The sequence below is a fragment of the Kitasatospora sp. NPDC001664 genome, assembly GCF_053596675.1.
Genome location: NZ_JBSFGS010000016.1, coordinates 165,812 through 183,198, shown reverse-complemented (window position 1 = coordinate 183,198; position 17,387 = coordinate 165,812). Strand labels below are relative to the sequence as shown.

Here is a 17,387-nt window from a genome sequence, read left to right as displayed (position 1 = left end):
TCAGGACGGGTCCGCGACCAGGGCGGCGCGCAGTTCGCCGAGGACCCGGGCGAGCAGCCGCGAGACGTGCATCTGCGAGACGCCGAGCCGCTCGCCGATCTGGGACTGGGTGAGCTCCTCGCTGAAGCGCATCGCGAGCAGCAGGCGGTCCCGCTCCGGGAGCGCGGAGATGGTGGGCTTCAACGCCTGGACGGCGTCGACCCGTTCGAAGCGTGGGTCCTCCGCGCCGAGCAGTGCCTCCAGCGAGGGGCCCTCCCCGGCGTCGGCGTCGTCCAGCCGGGCCTCCAGCGAGTTGGCCGTCCGGGCCTCGGCCGCGCCGATGCCCTCCAGCACCTCCTCCTCGGAGAGGCCGAGGTGCTCGGCGAGTTCGGGCACGGTGGGGCTGCGGTCCAGCCGCTGCTCCAGTTCGTCGCTGCCCCGGACCACGGCCAGCCGGGCCTCCTGGAGGCGCCGCGGGACGTGCACCGCCCAGGTGCTGTCCCGGAAGAAGCGCTTGACCTCGCCCACGATGGTCGGGACGGCGAAGGTGGTGAACTCCAGCCCGCGCTCGGGCTCGAAGCGGTCGATCGCCTTGATCAGGCCGACCGTCCCGGCCTGCACGATGTCCTCCAGCGGCTCCCGGCTGCCGGAGAAGCGCCGGACCGCGAAGCGCACCAGCGAGACGTTCAGCTCGATCAGCGTGGCGCGCACGTAGGAGTACTCGGGCGTGCCCTCCTCCAGTTCGCGCAGCCGGGCGAAGAGCACGCGGGACAGTTGACGGGCGTCCGGTGCGGCCACCTCGCGGGGGCGGTCCAGTGCGGGCCCGTCCTGCAGCTCGGGCAGCCCGGACAGGGCGCTCCGGCGCAGCCCCGACGGGGCGGGCGGGACGGGGGCGGTGTCCGCCAGGGCGGTGGTGATGATCGCCATGTCGTTCCTCTCCTCGGGCTTCCGCGTCGAGACCGCGGTTACCCGGGGTGCTCCGTGCCATGTCCGCGCACACGCGATCGTCACAGGGTCGGCACGGAGCGCACGGATTCCGGTTGTCGGTCTTCACGGGGCAAGTGGCCTGCGCCACAAGGACGGTGAGTGTACGGATGGTGGGTTTCGCCCGGCGCAACCGGGTGAGACGCACGCCGGGCCGTACCACCGGAACGAGCGAAGGAGCCCCCCATGACCGTCGTCTCGCGCCTGCCCGGCGCCTTCGAGCACGAGTGGGACTGGCAGCTGCGCGCTGCCTGCCGCACCGTCAGCACCGACCTGTTCTTCACCCCGCTCGGCGAGCGCGGGCCCGAGCGCGAGGCCCGGGAGGCGAGCGCCAAGGAGGTCTGCGCGCGGTGTCCCGTGCGGGAGGCCTGCCTGCGCCACGCCCTGCTCGCGCACGAGACCTACGGCGTCTGGGGCGGGCAGACCGAGGACGAGCGGGAGCGGCTGTTCCGCGCCTCGCGTCGCCGTCGCCGCGCGGCGGCCTGACGGTCGGTGGCCCGACCATCGCTGGTTTGGCGGGCGTCGGTCCGGCGGGCGTCGGCCCGGCGGGCCCGGACGCTTCCGCCCTTCCCACTCGAGGAGTTCACGCGTGCAGATCTGGACCGTCCTGCGGCCCGCCGTGGCGGTGGCCGCCGTCCTGGTGGTGCTGGTGGTGGTCGACCGGGTGGTGCGCCGCGCCCTGCGGCGGCTGACCGCCGCCCACCCCGAGGCCGTGGCCTGGCCGGTGCTGCGGCGCTGCCGGGTGCCGTTCCTGGCCGCCGCCGGCGCGGCGCTGCTGCTGGCCGGCGGATGGGTGGCCCTCCCCGCCGCAGGGGTGGTGCGGCACGGGCTGCTGATCGCCCTGCTGGTGAGCTGCGGCTGGCTGGCCGCCCGGATGGTGGCCCTGCTGCTGGTCACCGGGCTGAGCAGGTACGCGAGCGGGCGGCCGGACCGCGATCCGGCGCGGGTGCGGCGGGTGCGGACCCAGGCGAGCCTGCTCGGCCGGGTCTGCGGGGCGGCCATCGCGCTGCTCACGCTGGCCGGGGTGCTGATGACCTTCCCGGCCGTCCGCACCGTCGGCACCAGCCTGCTCGCCTCGGCCGGACTGGTCGGACTGGTGCTCGGGGTGGCCGCCCAGAGCACCCTCGGCAACCTCTTCGCCGGGCTCCAACTCGCCTTCAGCGACATGGTCGGCATCGACGACGTGGTGGTGGTCGACGGTGAGTGGGGCACGATCGAGGAGATCACCCTCACCTACGTCGCCGTCGCCACCTGGGACCAGCGACGGATCGTCATGCCCGTCTCGCACTTCGTCGGCAGGCCCTTCGAGAACTGGTCCCGCCGCGGCCCCGGCATCACCGGCACCGCCGTCCTGCACCTCGACCACAGCACCCCGGTCGGTGAGCTGCGCGCCGAGTTCGAGCGCCGGATCGCCGAGCACCCCCTGTGGGACGGCGCCGGCCGCGCCCTCCAGGTCGTCGACACCACGCCCAGCACCATCGTGGTCCGCGCGCTGATGACCGCCCGCAACGCCGATGACGCCTTCGAACTCCGTTGCTGGGCACGGGAGGAGCTGATCCGTCACCTCCGCCACCACCACCCCGCCGCGCTGCCCCGGGTGGCCTTCGCCGAGGCTCCGATGACGGGGGCCGGGACGGCTGGGAACACGATGACGGGGACCACGGTCGAGGGGCAGGGCGAGGGCCGGGGCGAGGGCCGGGGCCGGGGTCAGTCCGAGGGGTCGAACCGGGCGACGTAGCGGCGCTGCCACGGGGTCTCGACGGCGTGCGGCGAGTAGTGCTCGCGGACGTAGGCGACCGCGCGGTCCGCGGGGACCCCGTCCAGGACGGCGAGGCAGGCCAGGGCGGTACCGGTACGGCCGCGGCCGCCGGCGCAGGCGAACTCGACCCGCTCGGCGGAGCAGCGGCGCCACGCCTCCCGGAGCGCCTCGGTGGTGGCCGCCGGGTCGGCCGGGAGGCGGAAGTCGGGCCAGCGGAGCCAGCGGAACTCCCAGGGGACGGGCGGAGGTTGACGGCCCAGCAGGTAGAGGGCGAACTCCGGCTCCGGGCCGGGCGGTTGCGGGTGGCTCAGGCCGCGGCCGCGGACCAGCCGCCCGGAGGGCAGACGGAGGATCCCGGCCGTGGTCGGGTCCCAGGTGGTGGGGGTCATCGGGCGCTCCCGAAGGCGAGGCCGTCCAGCAGCGGGACGACGGTGGACGAATCGATCTCGACGGCCGCCTCGACGTCCTGCGGCCAGCCGCCGTCGGCCAGTTCGCGGCCCGAGGCGCAGGCCCGGACGGTGGCGGCCGGGTCGGGCGTCCCGGTGGCGGAAGCGGCGGCGAGCGCGGCCTCGGGGGAGAGCACGGCCTCGGGGGAGAGCGACGCCGTCCCCGCGAGGGCGGCGATCACCGCACCGGCGCCGAGCAGGTCCTCGACGGCGGGGCGGAGCGAACCGTCCGGCCAGCGCTCGCCGGCCGCGACCACGGCGAGGGGCCGCTCCGGCGTGCCGAGGCCCTCCCGGTGCAGGTGACGGGCGACGGCGGTGGCATTGCGCAGGCAGGCGGCGTACACCGGCAGACCCCGGGCGGCGGCCGCGATCGCCGACCCGTTCGGGGACGGCAGCACCAGGCGCGGGGTGAACGGTGCCGTGCGCAGCGCCGCGGGGGAGAGCGACCAGGGCGCCCGGGGCGAGGCCTCCCGCCGCCCGACCGCCAGCTCCGCCGCCTGCCCGGCCGCGAACTCCCGCGCGGTGCCGTCCCGCCAGGGGTACGGATACACCCGCGTCCCGCGCTCCACCGCCACGCTCACCGCCGTGGTGAACGACAGCACGTCGACCACCACCAGCGCGGCCGCCCCGGCCCGCACCAGCCGCGCCGCGCCGACCGGCCCCCACTCGAACCGCACCCCGTACCCGGCCTGGGCACTCCACGTCTCCTCGTCCATGACGGGGCATCATCCCACCCTGCCGGCACCCGCATCCGGAATTCCGTTGATCATGCGGGGAGAGCGGAGCAGAGTGCCCGTCATGACGAGCGGTTGGGTGGCGGAACTGGCGCTGGGCGGGGTGGTGCTGCTCGGTTCGACGGTGCAGCGGATGGCTGGGATGGGGCTCGCGCTGGTCGCCGTACCGGTACTGGCCCTGCTGATCGGCCCGGGAGAAGGAGTCGCCCTGGCCAACTGCGCGTCCGGGGTGATCAGCCTGCTCGGGCTGGCGGGCAACTGGCGGGAGGTCAGGCCGAGGGCCATGGTCCCGCTGGTCCTGGCGGCCGGCTGCACCGTCCCGGCAGGCGTCTGGGTCGCCGAACGCCTGCCGGGCCCCGTCCTGCTGGTCGGCATCGGACTGGTGGTGACGCTCGCCGTGGTGGTGGTGCTGGCCGGTGCGCGGGCCGCCGCCCTGCGCGGCACCGGCGGGGCGGTGGTCGCCGGCGCGGCCAGCGGCTTCATGAACTCCTCGGCGGGCGTGGGCGGCCCGGCCCTCTCCCTCTACGCCGTCAACGCCGGCTGGACCGTCCGCGAGTTCCTCCCCAACGCCCTCTTCTACGGCTTCGTCGTCAACGTCTTCTCCGTCGCAGCCAAGGGCCTGCCCCACCTCTCCCGCGCCGGATGGTCCTCGGCGGCGGCCGGTACCGCGGCCGGCGCGCTGATCGGCGCGGCCCTGGCCGGACGAGTCCCGGAGCACTGGGCCCGGCGGGCGGTCCTGGGCATCGCCCTGGCGGGTGGGCTCAGCACCCTGACGAAGGGGGCCGTCGGCCTCTGACACCCCGGGGTCCACGCTCCGCTGGGCCGGTGACAACCGTGGGTCCGGTGCCCAGGTCACTCCCGTTTCCGGTCCGGGTACCCGTCCGACGGTCAGGCGGAGCCGCGGAGGATCAGGCGGGTGGGGGTGATGACGGAGGTGGGGGTGAGGGGTTGGGAGGGGGTGTTGAGGCGGCGCAGGAGGAGGCGGGCCATCAGGCGGCCCATCTCCTCGATGTCCTGGCGGATGGTGGTGAGCGGGGGTTCGGTCCAGGCGGCGATGGATTCGACGTCGTCGAAGCCGACCACGGCGACGTCGTCGGGGACGGTGCGGCCGTGGGTGCGCAGGACGTGGAGGGCGCCGGAGGCCATCTGGTCGGAGGCGGCGAAGACGGCGTCGAGGTCGGGGCGGCGCTCGAGGAGTTCGGCCATCGCGCGGCGGCCGCCCTCGGGGGTGAAGTCGCCGACGGCGATCAGGGCGGGGTCGCCGTCGGGGAGGAGGTCGCGGTAGCCGTCGAGGCGGTCCATGGAGGAGGTCTGGTCGAGCGGGCCGGTGATGGTGGCGATCCTGGTGCGGCCGAGGGAGCGCAGGTGCTGGACGGCGGTGCGGGCGCCGCCGCGGTTGTCGCTGTCGACGTAGACCAGTTCGCGGTCGGACTCGGCGCCGGGCCAGCCGGGGCGGCCGCCGATCACGGTGGGCAGTCCGACCCGGCGGGCCATCTCCGGGAGCGGGTCGCTCTGGTGGAGGGAGAACAGCAGGGCGCCGTCCACGTGGCCGCCGGCCAGGTAACGGCCGACCCGCTGGTAGTCCTGCTGGTCCTCGATGAAGAGGAGCACCATCTGGTTGTCGGCGGCGGAGAGTTCGCGGCTGATGCCGCGCAGGTGCTGGGCGAAGAAGGGGTCGGAGAAGAGGCGGCTCTCCGGTTCGGCGACCACGACGGCCACGGCCTGGTTGCGGCGGGTGACGAGGGTGCGGGCGGCCAGGTTGGGCACGTAGCCGAGCTCCTCGACGGCCTTCTGGACCTTCTCCCGCAGGGGCTCCCGGACTCCGGTGCCGCCGTTGATCACCCGGGAGGCGGTCGCGCGGGAGACGCCGGCCCGCTCCGCGACGGACTCCAGGGTGGGGCGGGGGAGCGGGGCGGCCGACTCGGCCTCGGGCTGCGGCTGGGCCACCTCGGTACTCCTCGGGAGGGCTGTGGGCAGGGACGTGGGGGATGTGCCGGTACAGAGCTTACTCGTATCGGGCCGGGTGTGAGAGCGCTCTCAAGAGGTGATCCTCCAGGGGCGCGCGGCAGGCGACGGTGGCGTCCGATTTCCGCCAGTCGCACCCTCCGGGGTGGCGCAGACTGGAGGACGTGACCGAGACCCTGACCGACGACACCCGCTACCGGGCGGTGGACAGCCGGGACGCCCGCTTCGACGGGGTGTTCTTCACCGCCGTCAGCAGCACCGGCATCTACTGCCGTCCGAGCTGCCCCGCCGTCACGCCCAAGCGCGCCAACTGCACCTTCTACCCGACGGCGGCCGCCGCCCAGGGCGCCGGCTTCCGGGCCTGCCGCCGCTGCCGTCCGGACTCGGTGCCCGGCTCGCCGGAGTGGAACCACCGGGCCGACCTGGTCGGCCGGGCCATGCGGCTGATCGGCGACGGTGTGGTGGACCGGGAGGGGGTCTCCGGTCTGGCCGACCGACTCGGCTACAGCGCACGGCAGTTGCAGCGGCAGCTGAGCGCGGAGCTGGGTGCCGGCCCGATCGCGCTGGCCCGGGCGCAGCGCGCGCAGACCGCCCGGCTGCTGCTCCAGACCACGCAGCTGCCGGTCACCGAGATCGCGTTCGCGGCCGGGTTCTCCTCGGTCCGTCAGTTCAACGACACCGTGCGCGAGGTCTACGACCGCACCCCGAGCGGCCTGCGCACGGAGGCCAACGGCCACCGCCCGGGCGCCGTGACCGCCGGGCAGATCGGGCTCCGCCTCGCCTACCGGGGCTCGCTGGACAGCGACCACCTGCTGGACTTCCTCGCCCTGCGCGCCGTTCCCGGCGTGGAGGAGGTCGCGGCCGACCCCGCGTCAGGGGTGCGGACCTACCGGCGCACGCTCGACCTTCCCTACGGCCACGCCGTCGCGGAGGTGGACGGCCTGGGCCCCGGCGAGCGGGCTGACCGCGGCTGGCTCGACTGCCGGCTCCAGCTCACCGACCTGCGCGACCTCACCACCGCCGTGCACCGGCTGCGCGCGCTCTTCGACCTGGACGCCGACCCGGACGCGGTGGACGGACAGCTCGGGGCCGACCCGGTGCTCGGCGCCCTGGTCCGCTCCCGCCCCGGGGTGCGCTCCCCGGGGCACGTCGACCCGCACGAGCTGGCCGTGCGCGCCGTCCTCGGCCAGCAGGTGACGGTGGCCGCCGCCCGGACGCTGGCCGGGCGGCTGGCCGAGAAGTACGGCGCGGCGCTGGCCGAGCCCAACGGCGGGCTGCGGCTGCTCTTCCCCACCGCCGGCGCACTGGCCGGGGCGGCCCCCGAGGACCTGGCCATGCCGGACGCGCGCAAGCGCGCGCTGCGCGGGCTCTGCGCGGCCCTGGCGGACGGCACGGTGCGCCTCGACGGCGGCGTCGACCGGGAGGCGGCCGCCGCCGAACTCCTCGCCCTGCCCGGCATCGGCCCCTGGACGGTCGGCTACCTGCGGATGCGGGCGCTGGCCGATCCGGACGTCTTCCTGCCCAGCGACATCGGCGTCAAGCACGGCCTGCTCCGGCTCGGGCACGCCGGTGACCCGAAGTCGGCGGCGGTCGCGGGCGCGGCCTGGGCGCCCTGGCGCTCGTACGCGGTGCACCGGCTGTGGGCCTCGCTCACCCCGCCGGTCGGGGAGAATCCTCGGAAGGGCAAGCGGGGGACTGTGATTGACGGTGCGTCAGGAAGTGGGACGGCGGCATGACGGCGACGGTGTACACCACGATGGAGAGCCCGCTCGGGCGCCTGCTGCTCAGCGGGGTGCCGGACGGCACCGGCGGGGTCGCGCTGCGCTCCGTCACCGCGCCGGGCCAGAAGGGCGCCCCGGAGGGGCCGGCCGACGGGTGGGTGGCCGACGACGCGGCCTTCGCCGAGGTGATTGCGCAGCTCGACGCGTACTTCGCGGGGGAGCGGACCGACTTCTCGCTGACGCTCGACCCCGAGGGCAGCGACTTCCGCCGGGCGATCTGGGCCGCCCTGGCCGAGATCCCGTACGGCGAGACCGTCACCTACGGCGAGCTCGGCGCAATGGCCGGCCAGCCCCCGGCCGCCGTCCGCGCCGTGGGCGGCGCGGTCGGTGCCAACCCGCTGCTGGTGATCCTCCCCTGCCACCGCGTGCTCGGCGCGAACGGCGCCATGACCGGCTTCGCGGCCGGGGTGGACCGGAAGCGGCAGCTGCTGGCGCTGGAGCGGCCCGCCCTGTTCTGAGCGCCGGGCAGGGGCGGCCGCCCGGTGCCGGCTCAGGGGTGGCGGTCGTCCACCGAGGTGAGGGCGCGGGCGAGGAGTTCCAGGCCGGGGAGGGCGTTCATGACGGCGTCGCGGTCGGTCTCGCCGAGGCTCTCCAGGGCGGAGGCGAGGCGGCGTTCGTGGGCGAGCTGCCAGTCGCGGAGCTGGCGGCGGCCGGCTTCGGTGAGGGCGATGCGGGCGGTGCGGCGGTCGCCGGGGTCGGGCTGGCGGTCGACGAAGCCGGCGTCGAGGAGTTTGCCGACCAGGCCGCTGACGGTGTTGGGGGCGAGGCGCTGACGGGCCGCCAGTTCGCCGACCCGGAGCGGGGCGGCGGCCAGGGTCTGGAGGAGTTCGACCTGCGCCATCGGCAGGGACTCCCACGGGTAGTCGGTGCGGATGCTGCTGCGCAGCGCCCGCCGCAGCCGGGTGATCACGTCCGTCAGCCGTTGGGCCCGCTCCAGGGTGGTGCCCTCGGCCTCGGGGTGGGCGGGGGTGGGGGCGGGCGGCGCGGGGTCGGGCTGTACGGACATGGGCGACAGCGTAGCTCGCGGTGTGCGGGGGGATCCGGTCACGTTCCGCTGGTTGGACGGGTAGCTCTGTGGACCGAATGGATCGGTGACAGATACATTTGTCATATGACCACTGTGCGAGAGCTGACCGGACGCCTGCTGGTCGAGCGTCCCCGGCCCCGGCTGATCGCCTCCCGGCCGTACGCGCACTGGCTGGCCGTCGGTGCGGTCTGCCTGGGGGCCTTCCTCGGGCAGCTCACCGCGAGCGTCACCGCACTGGTCTTCCCCGCCCTGGAGTCCGCCTTCGACGCGGGCTTCGCGGCCGTCGCCTGGGTCTCGCTGGCGTACCTGCTGGTGCTGGTGGCGCTGCTCGCCCCGGTCGGGCGGCTGTCCGACCTGATCGGGCGCAAGACCGTCTATCTGGGCGGCTTCGCGGTCTTCGCGCTCGCAAGCCTCGGGGCCGGCGCGGCCGGGAGCCTCGGGGTACTGGTGGCCTGCCGGGCGGTGCAGGCGGTCGGCGGGGCGATGATGCAGGCCAACAGCGTCGCGCTGGTCGCCCGGGGCGTGCCCGAGCGGGCCATGCGGACGGCGCTCGGTGTCCAGGCGGCGGCCCAGGCACTGGGCCTCGCGCTGGGCCCGACCCTCGGCGGCCTGCTGGTCCAACACGCTTCCTGGCGCTGGGCGTTCTGGGTCAACGTGCCCGTCGGACTGGTCGGCCTGGTGGCCGGCTGGTTCCTGCTGCCCCGTACCCACCCGGACCGCTGCTCGCGCCGACCCCCGCGCCCTGAAGGGAAGTTCGACCTGGCCGGGCTCCTCCTGCTGGCCGGGGCCACCACCTCCGCCCTGCTCGGGCTCTCCGCCGCCTCCGGACTCCCGCTCCCCGCCTGGGCGGTGGCCGTCCTGCTGCTGCTCGCCGCCGCACTGGCGCTCGCCCTGACCCGTCAGGAGCGCCGCGCGGACCGCCCGCTGATCCCGCCCGGTCTGGTCAACACCCCCGGCATCCGCACCGGCCTGCTGATCGCCCTGGTCGGCTACCTGCTGCTGTTCTGCCCCCTGGTGCTCGGCCCGGTGGTGCTGGCGGGGGCCGGGGTGCCGGTGGCGGCCGCGGGGCTGGTGATCACCGCGCTGCCGGCGGCGTTCGCGGTGGCGGCCACCGTCGGCGGCGCGCTGCTGCCCACGCGCTGGACGGACGGCGCCCGCTGCCGCCTCGGGGCACTGCTGGCGGCGCTGGGGCTGGCCGGGGCCGCCGCGCTGCCCGCCGCCCCGGTGGCGATGGCGGTGCCGCTGGCGGCCGCCGGGTACGGGCTCGGGCTGCTGCTGCCGGCCAACAACGCGCAGGTGATGCGGGCCATCCCGCCCGCCAGTTCAGCGGTCGGCGGCGGGCTGGTCAACATGGTGCGCAGCCTCGGTACGGCGCTCGGCACCGCGCTGCCGGTGCTCGGCCTCCACCTGGCCGGGCCCGCCGCCGGGGGCCGTGCGGTCTTCGCGCTGCTGGTCCTGGTCGCGCTGGCGGCCGCCCTGGCCGCGGGGCGGGTACGGACCCCGGCGCGCGGCCCGGCCGATCGGCCCGCCCTGCCACGGCAGTCGGCCCGGGCCCGGCAGGGCTGACGGAGCGTCGGGAGACGCCGACGGGGCGCGGCGCGGACGGCGTACCGTCCGTGCCGCGCCCCGTCGGGCCGGTGCCCGCCGCCGCTCCGGTCAGGAGAGCGGCTTGGCGCCGCGCTTGTCCAGCATCGAGGTCATCAGGTCGATCTCGGCGGTCTGCCCGTTCACCATGGTCTGGGCGAGCCGCTTCTCCACCGCGTCGGAGCCGGTGTCCAGGTAGCCCTGGGCCATCCCGACGCCGCCCTTGTGGTGCTCGATCATCAGCTGGAGGTAGAGCACCTCGGCGTCCCGGCCGCTGAGCGAACGCAGCTTGTCCAGGTCGGTGTTGGTGGCCATGCCCGGCATCAGCGCGCCGTCGTGGGCGGTGAACTGGTGGTCCATCTTCATCCACGCCATGGGGGCGGCACCGGAGTGCTGGGTCAGCCCCCACTGGTCCAGCCAGCCGGTCATCATGCCGCGCTGGTTGGCCTGGGTGTTGATGATGTCGAAGGCCAGGGTCCGGACGTCGGGGTCCTGGGTCCGGTCCCGGACGATGAACGACATGTCCACGGCCTGCTGGTGATGGGTCGACATGTCCCGCGCGAAGCCGGCGTCCGCCGACTCCTGCGCGGGCGCCGCGGCGGCCGGCCCGCCGGAGCTGCTGCTGACCAGTGCGGGCACGCCGAGCCCGAGGGCCACGGCGGCGGCCAGCGCGGCCGGCCACCAGACCCGTCGGCGGCTGCCCCGCGCCTGCGCGGCGGGCTCCTGACCCTCCGTCACGGCGCTCTCGTCCCGGACGGCTCCGTCCTCGACGGTCACGGTCACATCACCGCCGCGCTGCAGGAGGCACCGGGCTCCTGGGTCTGCGGGCCGTTCACGTACTTGGTGAAGAAGGTGCCGACCCGCGGGTCGGAGGCGCTCTCCACCGTGAGCTGGGTGCCCCAGGCGGTCAGGGTGATGGTGCCCTTCTCGTCCGGGTAGGGGCTGATGAAGGAGTACGGGGTGGACTTCACCTTGGTGGAGAGCGTGGTGATGTCCTCGGCCGAGGCCTTCGAGCTGTACGTCACCCAGACCGCGCCGTGCTCCAGGGCGTGCACGGCCTTCTCGTTCTCGACCGGCTTGTCGTAGACGGTGCCCATGCAGTTGAGCCACTGCGGGTTGTGGTCGCCGCCGACCGGCGGGGTCTGCGGGTAGGTCACGGTGGTGGTGACGTGGTTGCGCGAGAGGTTGTCGAAGGTCTGGACGCCGTCGATCGGGGCCTTGGCGGCCGCGGTCTCCTTGTCCTTCTTCGCCTTGGCGTCGAGCGCGATCCACGCACCGCCGCCGATCATGCCGCCGACCAGCACCACGCCGAGGCTGATCGCCACGATCTTGTTGCGGCGGTCGCGGCGCTGCTCCTCGGCGCGCAGCTCGGCGATCCGGGCACGCCGGTCGGCGGTGCTGCCCTTCACGTTGCCCTTGCCCTTGGCGGACTGCTGCTTGGTCGGCTGCTTGGAAGCGGAACCCATGGAAGTGTTTCCTTGTCCCCGCCGGGCGGTGTCCGGCCGGCGGTATGCGGATTGGCAGGGGAAGCGGAGCCGCCCGGTCCGGCCGGTCGGCCGGAGTGGTCCGGGCGGTGGGTTCCGCTCAGCTCAGCTGGACCTGGAGGACGTGCAGGTCGGGCGCGAGGTCGAGATCGCCCACCGGCACGGGCCGGGAGGGCGCGGGCAGCACCTGCGGCGGGACCAGCCGCGCCGCGACGGCCGGGACCGGCTGCGGCGGAGCGTTCGGCAGCTGGGCCTCCGGCCCGCAGTACGTGTGCCCGGAGCAACCGCTGCCCGGGAACGGCCGCTCGCCGTCGACCGAGCACCAGACCAGCTCCGACGGGAGCCCGGCGGCGTCCGACCGGTGGTGCGCGGTGGGCTGCCCGTCCTGGTGGAACCGGAGCTGGACGTGGGCGCCCGGGAGCGCGGTCACGGTGGTCAGCGGGGCGGGCGCGGCGGCCGCCCGGGCCACCGCGTGGGCCGGGCCCGAGCACGGCAGGGCCAGCAGAAGACCGGCGAGCAGGAACGCCCAGAGCGCAGCGACGGGGTGGTGGCCCGCGCGGGCCCTCCCCGGCTGTGGTCTGGTGGCCCCTGGCGCGGTCATGCGCACATATTAATCAGCCGAACGGGTGAGGGTAGAGCCCCTTCGGGGGTCTGATCACCACCCCCCTCCCGGCTCGCCGCCGGGAATTCACCCAGCTGGCACCGTGCGAGGCCGCTGCCGCTCGGTCCGGAGGGTGCCGTTCCGGCCGCTGAGCCCATGGAGTGACCGGTTGTCGCCGAATGCCGGACAGCGTCGTTCTCCGTTCGGAAGAATGACGCCGAGTCCGGGAGCAGGCCCGCTCGGCAGACGGCCAGAGACCTACGAGGAGCAGCCGGATGAGCAACCAGGGCACACCGTTGCAGCGCGGCGACGGCTGGTGGCACGAGGTGTACACCGGTCCGGCGGCCACCCTGCCGGAGGCCCTGGCGGTGCCCGACGCGGCGGCCGAGGACGCGACGGTGGACGAGTGGTTCGACTCGGCGGCCGGAATGATCGGCGCCCAGCGGACGGCGGAGGCGGAGGCCGTCGAGGAGCCGGTCGAGCCCGTCGTGGCAGAGCCGACGGTGGACGAGTGGTTCGACTCGGCGCTCGGGATGATCGGGGCCCAGCGGGTGGCGGAGGCTCCGTCAGATGCGGCGGAGGCGCCGGCCGCCGAGGCCGAGCCGGAGCCGATTGTCGAACCCGAGCCGATTGTCGAACCCGAGCCGATTGTCGAACCCGAGCCGATTGTCGAACCCGAGCCGATTGTCGAACCCGAGCCGGCCGTCGAGCCGGAGCCGGAGCGCGTGACGGTGGCTCAGGCGGTCGAGGCCGAGACCGTGGTGGCCGACCCCGAACCGGAGGCCGAGACCGAGGTCGAACCCGAAGCCGAGACCGTCCCGCCGTCCGTGTCCGCCGAGCTGTCCGTCCCGCCGCTGACGCCGCCCGCGCGGCGGGCGTACGCGCAGCAGCCGGTGCCGCACGTGGGCGACCGCCCGCCGACGTACGGGCCGGAGCCGACCGCCGTCACCGCCGTGGAGCCGGACGAGCTGGCCCTGCTGACCCCCGACACGGTGGTGGACGGCGCGCAGTACGGCGGGGCGACCGTCCGGGCCGTCTCGGTGCGGGGGGATTCGGCCCGGTACCGCGGCGAGGGGCGGCGGGACGCGCTGCTGCTGACCCGGTTCGGGGAGGGGGAGGACGGGCTGCTGCTGGCGGTGGTCGGCACCACGCCCGAGCCCTCGCCGTTGGCGGCGGAGGCCTGCCGGCAGTTGGCGGCGGCGGTCGGCCGGAGCCGGGCGGAGCTCGCCGCGGACCTGCGCGCGGGCGCGCGGGACCGGCTGCGCTACGGGCTCCAGCGCCTGGCCACCGGCGCGTTCGCCCCACTGCGCGCCCCGGGTACGCCTCCTGACGCTCCGCAGGAAGCCGCGCTGCACTGCCTGATGATCTCGCTCGACCCGACCGCCACCCACCGGGCGGCGTTCGGCCTCGGGCCCGGCGGCCTCTACCTCCTGCGCTCCGGCCACTGGATCGACGCCTACGCGGCCCGCCTGCTCCACCACCCGGACGGCCAGCCCCCGCACCCGGCGGGCCCGTCCCCCCGCTCGTTCCGCTTCCGGCTGGTCCCCGCGACCCCCGGCGACATCCTGTTGCTCTCCACCCCGGGCCTGGCCGACCCCCTCGCCGAGGAGCCCTCGGTGGCCCACTTCCTCGCCAACCACTGGGCTCACCCGCACCCGCCCGGCACCGTGGACTTCCTCCGCCAGATCCAGGTCCGCGCCAAGGGCTACGCCGCCGACCGCACCGCCGTCGCCCTCTGGACCGAGTGACGGCGCGTCAGAGGGGTCGCGGCGCGCCGCGTCCGGCCGGCCTGGCAGGGCGTCCGGTCGGAGGTCAGTCGCGCAGCAGGGCGCGGGCGACGGAGTCGAGCTGCGACTCGGCCGTGGCGCGGTCGGCGCCCGGGAGCCCGATGGCCACCGGGACGGCCAAGCCGTCCAGCATCGCCCGCAACTGGACGGCGCGTTCGGCCACTCCGGCGCTCCCGACCCCGAACTCGCCCTCCGCGACGCCCTCTTCGAGCAGGGCGACCAGATCCGCCTGCCACGGCGCCTCGATCTCCAGCTGCCCCTGCCGGATCTCCGCGCTCGCGGGGGAGCGCCCCCAGACCTCCAGCCAGAGCACCCAGCGCGGATCGCCCGGCCCCTCCGGCAGGTAGAGGCCGGCGTACGCGGCCAGCCGCTGCCGGACCGTCACCCCGCGGTCGGCCAGCGCGGCCCGGCGCCGCTCGCCGAGCTGTTCCTCGCTCCAGCGCAGGGTCTCCAGCAGCAGCTGGTCCTTGCTGCCGAAGTAGTAGAGGAGGTGACCCGCACTCATCTGGAGCTGCTTGCCGAGCCCGGCCATGGTCAGCTTCGCCAGCCCGTGCTCGGCGATGGCGGCCCGCGCGGTGGCGAAGACCTCTTCGCGCGGACGCGCCGGCCGACGGGTCCGCGGCTCGGCCATCGGGCTGTCCTCCCTGCTCGGGGTCGCTGTGGTGCTGGGCCCGGTCAGCCTCTCACGGAAGGGCGCGCGCCGATGATCCGGCGGCCTCGCGGCGCCGACGCGCGGTCGCGGAGTCCTGGCGGTCCCGGCGGCCGGCGAGGCGGCAGCCGAGGCAGTCGGTGTGGGCGGTGGTGTCGCGGACGCGCCAGGGCCACTGGGATTCGGGGCGGGGGCCGCTGGGCTTGCCCCAGCCGGTGAGGTGGAGGACCCAGGTGGTGAGGGCGCCGAGGAGGATGGTGGCGGCGCCGGACCGGAGGAGGGCGGGGGAGGCGGCGCAGAGGCCGGTGCCGGCGAGCGCGGTGCCGAGGGTGACGATGGCGGTGCCGGTCCAGCCGGCGAGGGTGTGGCCCATGTCGTGGTGGCCGTGGATGCCGCTCATGGCGGTGCTCCTTCGTCATGATGGGGGACGTAGGGCAGATGTCTTAGTTGCTAAGTATCTTAGACTGTAAGGAGATTTTTGGTGGAGGGCAAGCCGCGTCCCGAGGCGTCCCCGGAGCAGGCCCTGGCGGCGATGGACCAGCTGATCGCGCTGAGCCTGACCGGCCAGCAGGACATCGCGCAGCGTCTGGGGCTCGGGGTCACCGACCTCACCTGCCTCGGCCACGTGCTGGGGGCGGGGGCCGAGCCGATCACCGCCGGGGAGCTGGCCGAGCGGGCCAACCTGACCACCGGGGCCGTCACGGGGGTGGTCAACCGCCTGGAGAAGGCCGGTTACGCGCGGCGGCAGGCGGACCCGGCGGACCGGCGGCGGGTGCGGATCGTGGCGGACGGGACGGCGGCGGGGCGGTTGTACGAGGTGTACGGGCCGTTCTACGCGCGGCTGAACGAGCTGTTCGCCGACTACACGGCCGATGAGGTCGCCGTGCTGGCGGACTGGTTCACGCGGGCGGCCGGACTGATGCGGGTGCGGCAGGAGGAGCTGCGGCGGCCGGTGGAGGGGTGACAGCGGGGTGTCGGCGGGCTGTCAGCGATCCGTCATCCGCCCGTCGGTGAGTCGTGGGTGGGCCCTGTGATTCTGGACTCCCGGTGAACGAGAGGGAGTTGACGATGGATCAGGCACTGGTGGACCGGATGTGGCGTTACCTGCACGCGGGGTTGGCGATGGACCTGGAGGCCCTCGACGCGCTGTACGACCCGGAGTTCGAGAACCTGCGGGTGGACCGGTCGGGGCTGAGCGTGCGGCTGGTGAAGGAGCAGTTCATGCACCGGTTCCGCGCGCTGCGGGCGGAGGGCCGGGTGATCGGGGACTCGCTGGCCGACGTGTCGTTCCTGGCGACGACGGTGCGGGCGGACCACGGGTCGATCGTGATGCGGCGGGAGGAGGACGGCGTGCCGACGCTGTACGACTTCACCTGGCGCCGGGAGGGCGGCCGATGGACCACCCTGCTGCGGGAACTGACGGTGGAGCAGGACCTGCGGCCGTTGATCGCCGTGATCGAGGCCGGGGCGGCTGGTGCGGGAGCGGCGGACGGGGGGAAGGTCATCTCGGCCGGGTAGCATCCGGCTCGGGGCGGAGGGAACGCCACAACCAACCCATGGGGGATTCATGCGTGCACGTGCGAAGGGCCTGCTGGCCCTCGCGTTCAGCTCGGTCCTGGCCCTGACGGCCGTCTCGACCACCGGTGCCACCGGCGCGGCCGCGGCCGGCAGCCGGGGCCTGGAGATCGCGGTGCCGGCGTACGTCTGGCCGGGCGACCCGATGACCACCGCCCTGCAGGGCACCTCGCCCGCCGCCTCGGTGGTGGTGCTCAACCCGGGCAACGGCGACAGCCCGTTCACCGCCGCCTGGCAGGCGCAGGCCGACGCGCTGCGCGCCGGGGTCACCGCGACCGGCGCGCACACCAAGGTGCTCGGCTACGTGCACACCGGCAACGGCACCCGCTCGGCGGCCGCCGTGAAGGCCTCGGTGGACAACTACCTGAAGACCGCCGACGGCAGGCTGCACGTGGACGGCATCTTCTTCGACGTGGTCAGCCGGGACTGCGGCGCGGGCGACGCGACCCGCGACCACTACCTGGCGCTGCGTCAGTACGTCCAGTCCACCGTCGAGTCGGTGGCGCCCGGCACCGACGAGCTGGTGATCGACAACCCCGGCACCGCGATCGCCGACTGCTACCTGGAGCCCGGCCACCGCACCGCCGACACCTTCGTGACGTACGAGGGCACCTACGCCGGCTACACCGGAGGCGGCTGGCTCGGCGGCAACGTCTTCAACCTGACGGCCGGCTACTACTCGGGCGCCTCCTTCGACCCGAGCGGTACGGCCTTCTGGCACCTGGTCTACGGCGTGCCCGGCCAGGTGGAGATGAAGAGCGCGCTGGACACCGCGTTCGCCCGGGGCGCCGGCTACGCCTACGCCACCGACGACACCCTGCCCAACCCCTGGGACGCGGCGCCGGGTTACGGCTTCGCCGCGCAGACCTCGTACGCCGCGACCATCGGCTGACGGAGCCGTCCCGCGGGCTGCCGGGAGCGGGCCGCCCGGCGGCCCGCCGTGGGCGTGCACGCCGGGGTGAGCGCGCCGTCGGCGCTCACCCGTTCGTCTGATTGTCCGCCGGTTCCCGGGCCGGGGAGGCCCTGACGGGT

The 17,387-nt window shown here is 75.0% G+C and carries 20 protein-coding genes; 9 read left to right on the top strand and 11 right to left on the bottom strand.

Annotation, left to right across the window (positions count from 1 at the left end):
* On the bottom strand, nucleotides 1-906 hold the full coding sequence (locus ACWCYY_RS23555; RefSeq protein WP_449797137.1) for a SigB/SigF/SigG family RNA polymerase sigma factor: 906 nt from the start codon (nucleotides 904-906) through the stop codon (nucleotides 1-3).
* 243 nt (nucleotides 907-1,149) lie between these two features.
* Here ACWCYY_RS23555 and ACWCYY_RS23550 point away from each other — a divergent pair, with 243 nt between their 5' ends.
* Both ACWCYY_RS23550 and ACWCYY_RS23545 read left to right on the top strand, forming a co-directional pair.
* Nucleotides 1,150-1,449: a WhiB family transcriptional regulator gene (locus ACWCYY_RS23550; protein ID WP_345284147.1), complete on the top strand. Its 300-nt coding sequence runs from the start codon at nucleotides 1,150-1,152 to the stop codon at nucleotides 1,447-1,449.
* A gap of 109 nt (nucleotides 1,450-1,558) precedes the next feature.
* Nucleotides 1,559-2,701 carry a mechanosensitive ion channel family protein gene (locus ACWCYY_RS23545; protein WP_449797155.1) on the top strand — a complete coding sequence of 381 codons (1,143 nt, stop codon included), beginning with the start codon at nucleotides 1,559-1,561 and terminating at the stop codon, nucleotides 2,699-2,701.
* On the opposite strand, the gene ACWCYY_RS23540 is transcribed toward ACWCYY_RS23545, so the two are convergent.
* Both ACWCYY_RS23540 and ACWCYY_RS23535 read right to left on the bottom strand, forming a co-directional pair.
* A complete protein-coding gene (locus ACWCYY_RS23540; protein ID WP_449797136.1) occupies nucleotides 2,671-3,111 on the bottom strand; it encodes a protein-tyrosine phosphatase family protein in 441 nt (146 codons plus the stop codon). The genes ACWCYY_RS23545 and ACWCYY_RS23540 overlap by 31 nt on opposite strands.
* Nucleotides 3,108-3,884, bottom strand: coding sequence for a 2-phosphosulfolactate phosphatase (locus ACWCYY_RS23535; protein ID WP_449797135.1), 777 nt, complete (start codon nucleotides 3,882-3,884; stop codon nucleotides 3,108-3,110). The genes ACWCYY_RS23540 and ACWCYY_RS23535 overlap by 4 nt, the downstream gene beginning before the upstream one ends.
* An 82-nt stretch (nucleotides 3,885-3,966) precedes the next feature.
* Here ACWCYY_RS23535 and ACWCYY_RS23530 point away from each other — a divergent pair, with 82 nt between their 5' ends.
* Nucleotides 3,967-4,698: a TSUP family transporter gene (locus ACWCYY_RS23530; RefSeq protein WP_449797134.1), complete on the top strand. Its 732-nt coding sequence runs from the start codon at nucleotides 3,967-3,969 to the stop codon at nucleotides 4,696-4,698.
* 92 nt (nucleotides 4,699-4,790) lie between these two features.
* Here the strand turns inward: ACWCYY_RS23530 and ACWCYY_RS23525 are convergent, their stop codons facing one another.
* Complete coding sequence (locus ACWCYY_RS23525; RefSeq protein WP_449797133.1) at nucleotides 4,791-5,849, bottom strand: LacI family DNA-binding transcriptional regulator; 1,059 nt, start codon at nucleotides 5,847-5,849, stop codon at nucleotides 4,791-4,793.
* A 182-nt stretch (nucleotides 5,850-6,031) separates the two neighbouring features.
* Between ACWCYY_RS23525 and ACWCYY_RS23520 the strand changes: the two genes are divergently transcribed.
* On the top strand, nucleotides 6,032-7,603 hold the full coding sequence (locus ACWCYY_RS23520) for an AlkA N-terminal domain-containing protein (RefSeq protein ID WP_449797132.1): 1,572 nt from the start codon (nucleotides 6,032-6,034) through the stop codon (nucleotides 7,601-7,603).
* A complete protein-coding gene (locus ACWCYY_RS23515; protein WP_449797131.1) occupies nucleotides 7,600-8,106 on the top strand; it encodes a methylated-DNA--[protein]-cysteine S-methyltransferase in 507 nt (168 codons plus the stop codon). The genes ACWCYY_RS23520 and ACWCYY_RS23515 overlap by 4 nt, the downstream gene beginning before the upstream one ends.
* 32 nt (nucleotides 8,107-8,138) lie before the next feature.
* On the opposite strand, the gene ACWCYY_RS23510 is transcribed toward ACWCYY_RS23515, so the two are convergent.
* On the bottom strand, nucleotides 8,139-8,654 hold the full coding sequence (locus ACWCYY_RS23510; protein WP_449797130.1) for a MarR family winged helix-turn-helix transcriptional regulator: 516 nt from the start codon (nucleotides 8,652-8,654) through the stop codon (nucleotides 8,139-8,141).
* Between the two features lie 105 nt (nucleotides 8,655-8,759).
* Between ACWCYY_RS23510 and ACWCYY_RS23505 the strand changes: the two genes are divergently transcribed.
* Nucleotides 8,760-10,241 (top strand): MFS transporter, encoded by a 1,482-nt coding sequence (locus ACWCYY_RS23505; RefSeq protein WP_449797129.1) that lies wholly within the window; start codon nucleotides 8,760-8,762, stop codon nucleotides 10,239-10,241.
* 90 nt (nucleotides 10,242-10,331) lie between these two features.
* Here ACWCYY_RS23505 and ACWCYY_RS23500 read toward each other — a convergent pair whose 3' ends face one another.
* The 6 genes from ACWCYY_RS23500 to ACWCYY_RS23475 form a co-directional block, all read right to left on the bottom strand.
* Nucleotides 10,332-10,997 carry a DUF305 domain-containing protein gene (locus ACWCYY_RS23500; protein WP_380148941.1) on the bottom strand — a complete coding sequence of 222 codons (666 nt, stop codon included), beginning with the start codon at nucleotides 10,995-10,997 and terminating at the stop codon, nucleotides 10,332-10,334.
* A gap of 41 nt (nucleotides 10,998-11,038) precedes the next feature.
* Nucleotides 11,039-11,725, bottom strand: coding sequence for a DUF3105 domain-containing protein (locus ACWCYY_RS23495; protein WP_345284125.1), 687 nt, complete (start codon nucleotides 11,723-11,725; stop codon nucleotides 11,039-11,041).
* A gap of 118 nt (nucleotides 11,726-11,843) precedes the next feature.
* Nucleotides 11,844-12,344 carry a hypothetical protein gene (locus tag ACWCYY_RS23490; RefSeq protein ID WP_449797128.1) on the bottom strand — a complete coding sequence of 167 codons (501 nt, stop codon included), beginning with the start codon at nucleotides 12,342-12,344 and terminating at the stop codon, nucleotides 11,844-11,846.
* Between the two features lie 13 nt (nucleotides 12,345-12,357).
* Complete coding sequence (locus ACWCYY_RS23485; protein ID WP_449797154.1) at nucleotides 12,358-13,011, bottom strand: hypothetical protein; 654 nt, start codon at nucleotides 13,009-13,011, stop codon at nucleotides 12,358-12,360.
* Between the two features lie 1,145 nt (nucleotides 13,012-14,156).
* Nucleotides 14,157-14,762: a TetR/AcrR family transcriptional regulator gene (locus ACWCYY_RS23480; RefSeq protein WP_345284119.1), complete on the bottom strand. Its 606-nt coding sequence runs from the start codon at nucleotides 14,760-14,762 to the stop codon at nucleotides 14,157-14,159.
* A gap of 52 nt (nucleotides 14,763-14,814) precedes the next feature.
* The gene (locus tag ACWCYY_RS23475) at nucleotides 14,815-15,180 is read right to left on the bottom strand and encodes an HGxxPAAW family protein (protein ID WP_449797127.1); all 366 of its coding nucleotides are present in this window, start codon (nucleotides 15,178-15,180) and stop codon (nucleotides 14,815-14,817) included.
* An 81-nt stretch (nucleotides 15,181-15,261) separates the two neighbouring features.
* Here ACWCYY_RS23475 and ACWCYY_RS23470 point away from each other — a divergent pair, with 81 nt between their 5' ends.
* The 3 genes from ACWCYY_RS23470 (at nucleotide 15,262) to ACWCYY_RS23460 (ending at nucleotide 17,247) form a co-directional block, all read left to right on the top strand.
* Complete coding sequence (locus ACWCYY_RS23470) at nucleotides 15,262-15,744, top strand: MarR family winged helix-turn-helix transcriptional regulator (protein WP_345284115.1); 483 nt, start codon at nucleotides 15,262-15,264, stop codon at nucleotides 15,742-15,744.
* A gap of 104 nt (nucleotides 15,745-15,848) precedes the next feature.
* The gene (locus ACWCYY_RS23465; RefSeq protein WP_449797126.1) at nucleotides 15,849-16,298 is read left to right on the top strand and encodes a hypothetical protein; all 450 of its coding nucleotides are present in this window, start codon (nucleotides 15,849-15,851) and stop codon (nucleotides 16,296-16,298) included.
* Nucleotides 16,299-16,347: 49 nt separating this feature from the next.
* Complete coding sequence (locus tag ACWCYY_RS23460; protein WP_449797125.1) at nucleotides 16,348-17,247, top strand: spherulation-specific family 4 protein; 900 nt, start codon at nucleotides 16,348-16,350, stop codon at nucleotides 17,245-17,247.
* Nucleotides 17,248-17,387: the final 140 nt, after the last annotated feature.

Excerpts from the sequence above, each read along its gene's own strand:
- ACWCYY_RS23540 (WP_449797136.1), bottom strand. The coding sequence starts at position 3,111 with ATGACCCCCACCACCTGGGACCCGACCACGGCCGGGATCCTCCGTCTG.
- ACWCYY_RS23480 (WP_345284119.1), bottom strand. The coding sequence starts at position 14,762 with ATGGCCGAGCCGCGGACCCGTCGGCCGGCGCGTCCGCGCGAAGAGGTC.
- ACWCYY_RS23475 (WP_449797127.1), bottom strand. The coding sequence starts at position 15,180 with ATGAGCGGCATCCACGGCCACCACGACATGGGCCACACCCTCGCCGGC.
- ACWCYY_RS23460 (WP_449797125.1), top strand. The coding sequence starts at position 16,348 with ATGCGTGCACGTGCGAAGGGCCTGCTGGCCCTCGCGTTCAGCTCGGTC.
- ACWCYY_RS23465 (WP_449797126.1), top strand. The coding sequence starts at position 15,849 with ATGGATCAGGCACTGGTGGACCGGATGTGGCGTTACCTGCACGCGGGG.
- ACWCYY_RS23550 (WP_345284147.1), top strand. The coding sequence starts at position 1,150 with ATGACCGTCGTCTCGCGCCTGCCCGGCGCCTTCGAGCACGAGTGGGAC.
- ACWCYY_RS23535 (WP_449797135.1), bottom strand. The coding sequence starts at position 3,884 with ATGGACGAGGAGACGTGGAGTGCCCAGGCCGGGTACGGGGTGCGGTTC.
- ACWCYY_RS23505 (WP_449797129.1), top strand. The coding sequence starts at position 8,760 with ATGACCACTGTGCGAGAGCTGACCGGACGCCTGCTGGTCGAGCGTCCC.
- ACWCYY_RS23490 (WP_449797128.1), bottom strand. The coding sequence starts at position 12,344 with ATGACCGCGCCAGGGGCCACCAGACCACAGCCGGGGAGGGCCCGCGCG.
- ACWCYY_RS23515 (WP_449797131.1), top strand. The coding sequence starts at position 7,600 with ATGACGGCGACGGTGTACACCACGATGGAGAGCCCGCTCGGGCGCCTG.
- ACWCYY_RS23495 (WP_345284125.1), bottom strand. The coding sequence starts at position 11,725 with ATGGGTTCCGCTTCCAAGCAGCCGACCAAGCAGCAGTCCGCCAAGGGC.
- ACWCYY_RS23555 (WP_449797137.1), bottom strand. The coding sequence starts at position 906 with ATGGCGATCATCACCACCGCCCTGGCGGACACCGCCCCCGTCCCGCCC.
- ACWCYY_RS23530 (WP_449797134.1), top strand. The coding sequence starts at position 3,967 with ATGACGAGCGGTTGGGTGGCGGAACTGGCGCTGGGCGGGGTGGTGCTG.
- ACWCYY_RS23510 (WP_449797130.1), bottom strand. The coding sequence starts at position 8,654 with ATGTCCGTACAGCCCGACCCCGCGCCGCCCGCCCCCACCCCCGCCCAC.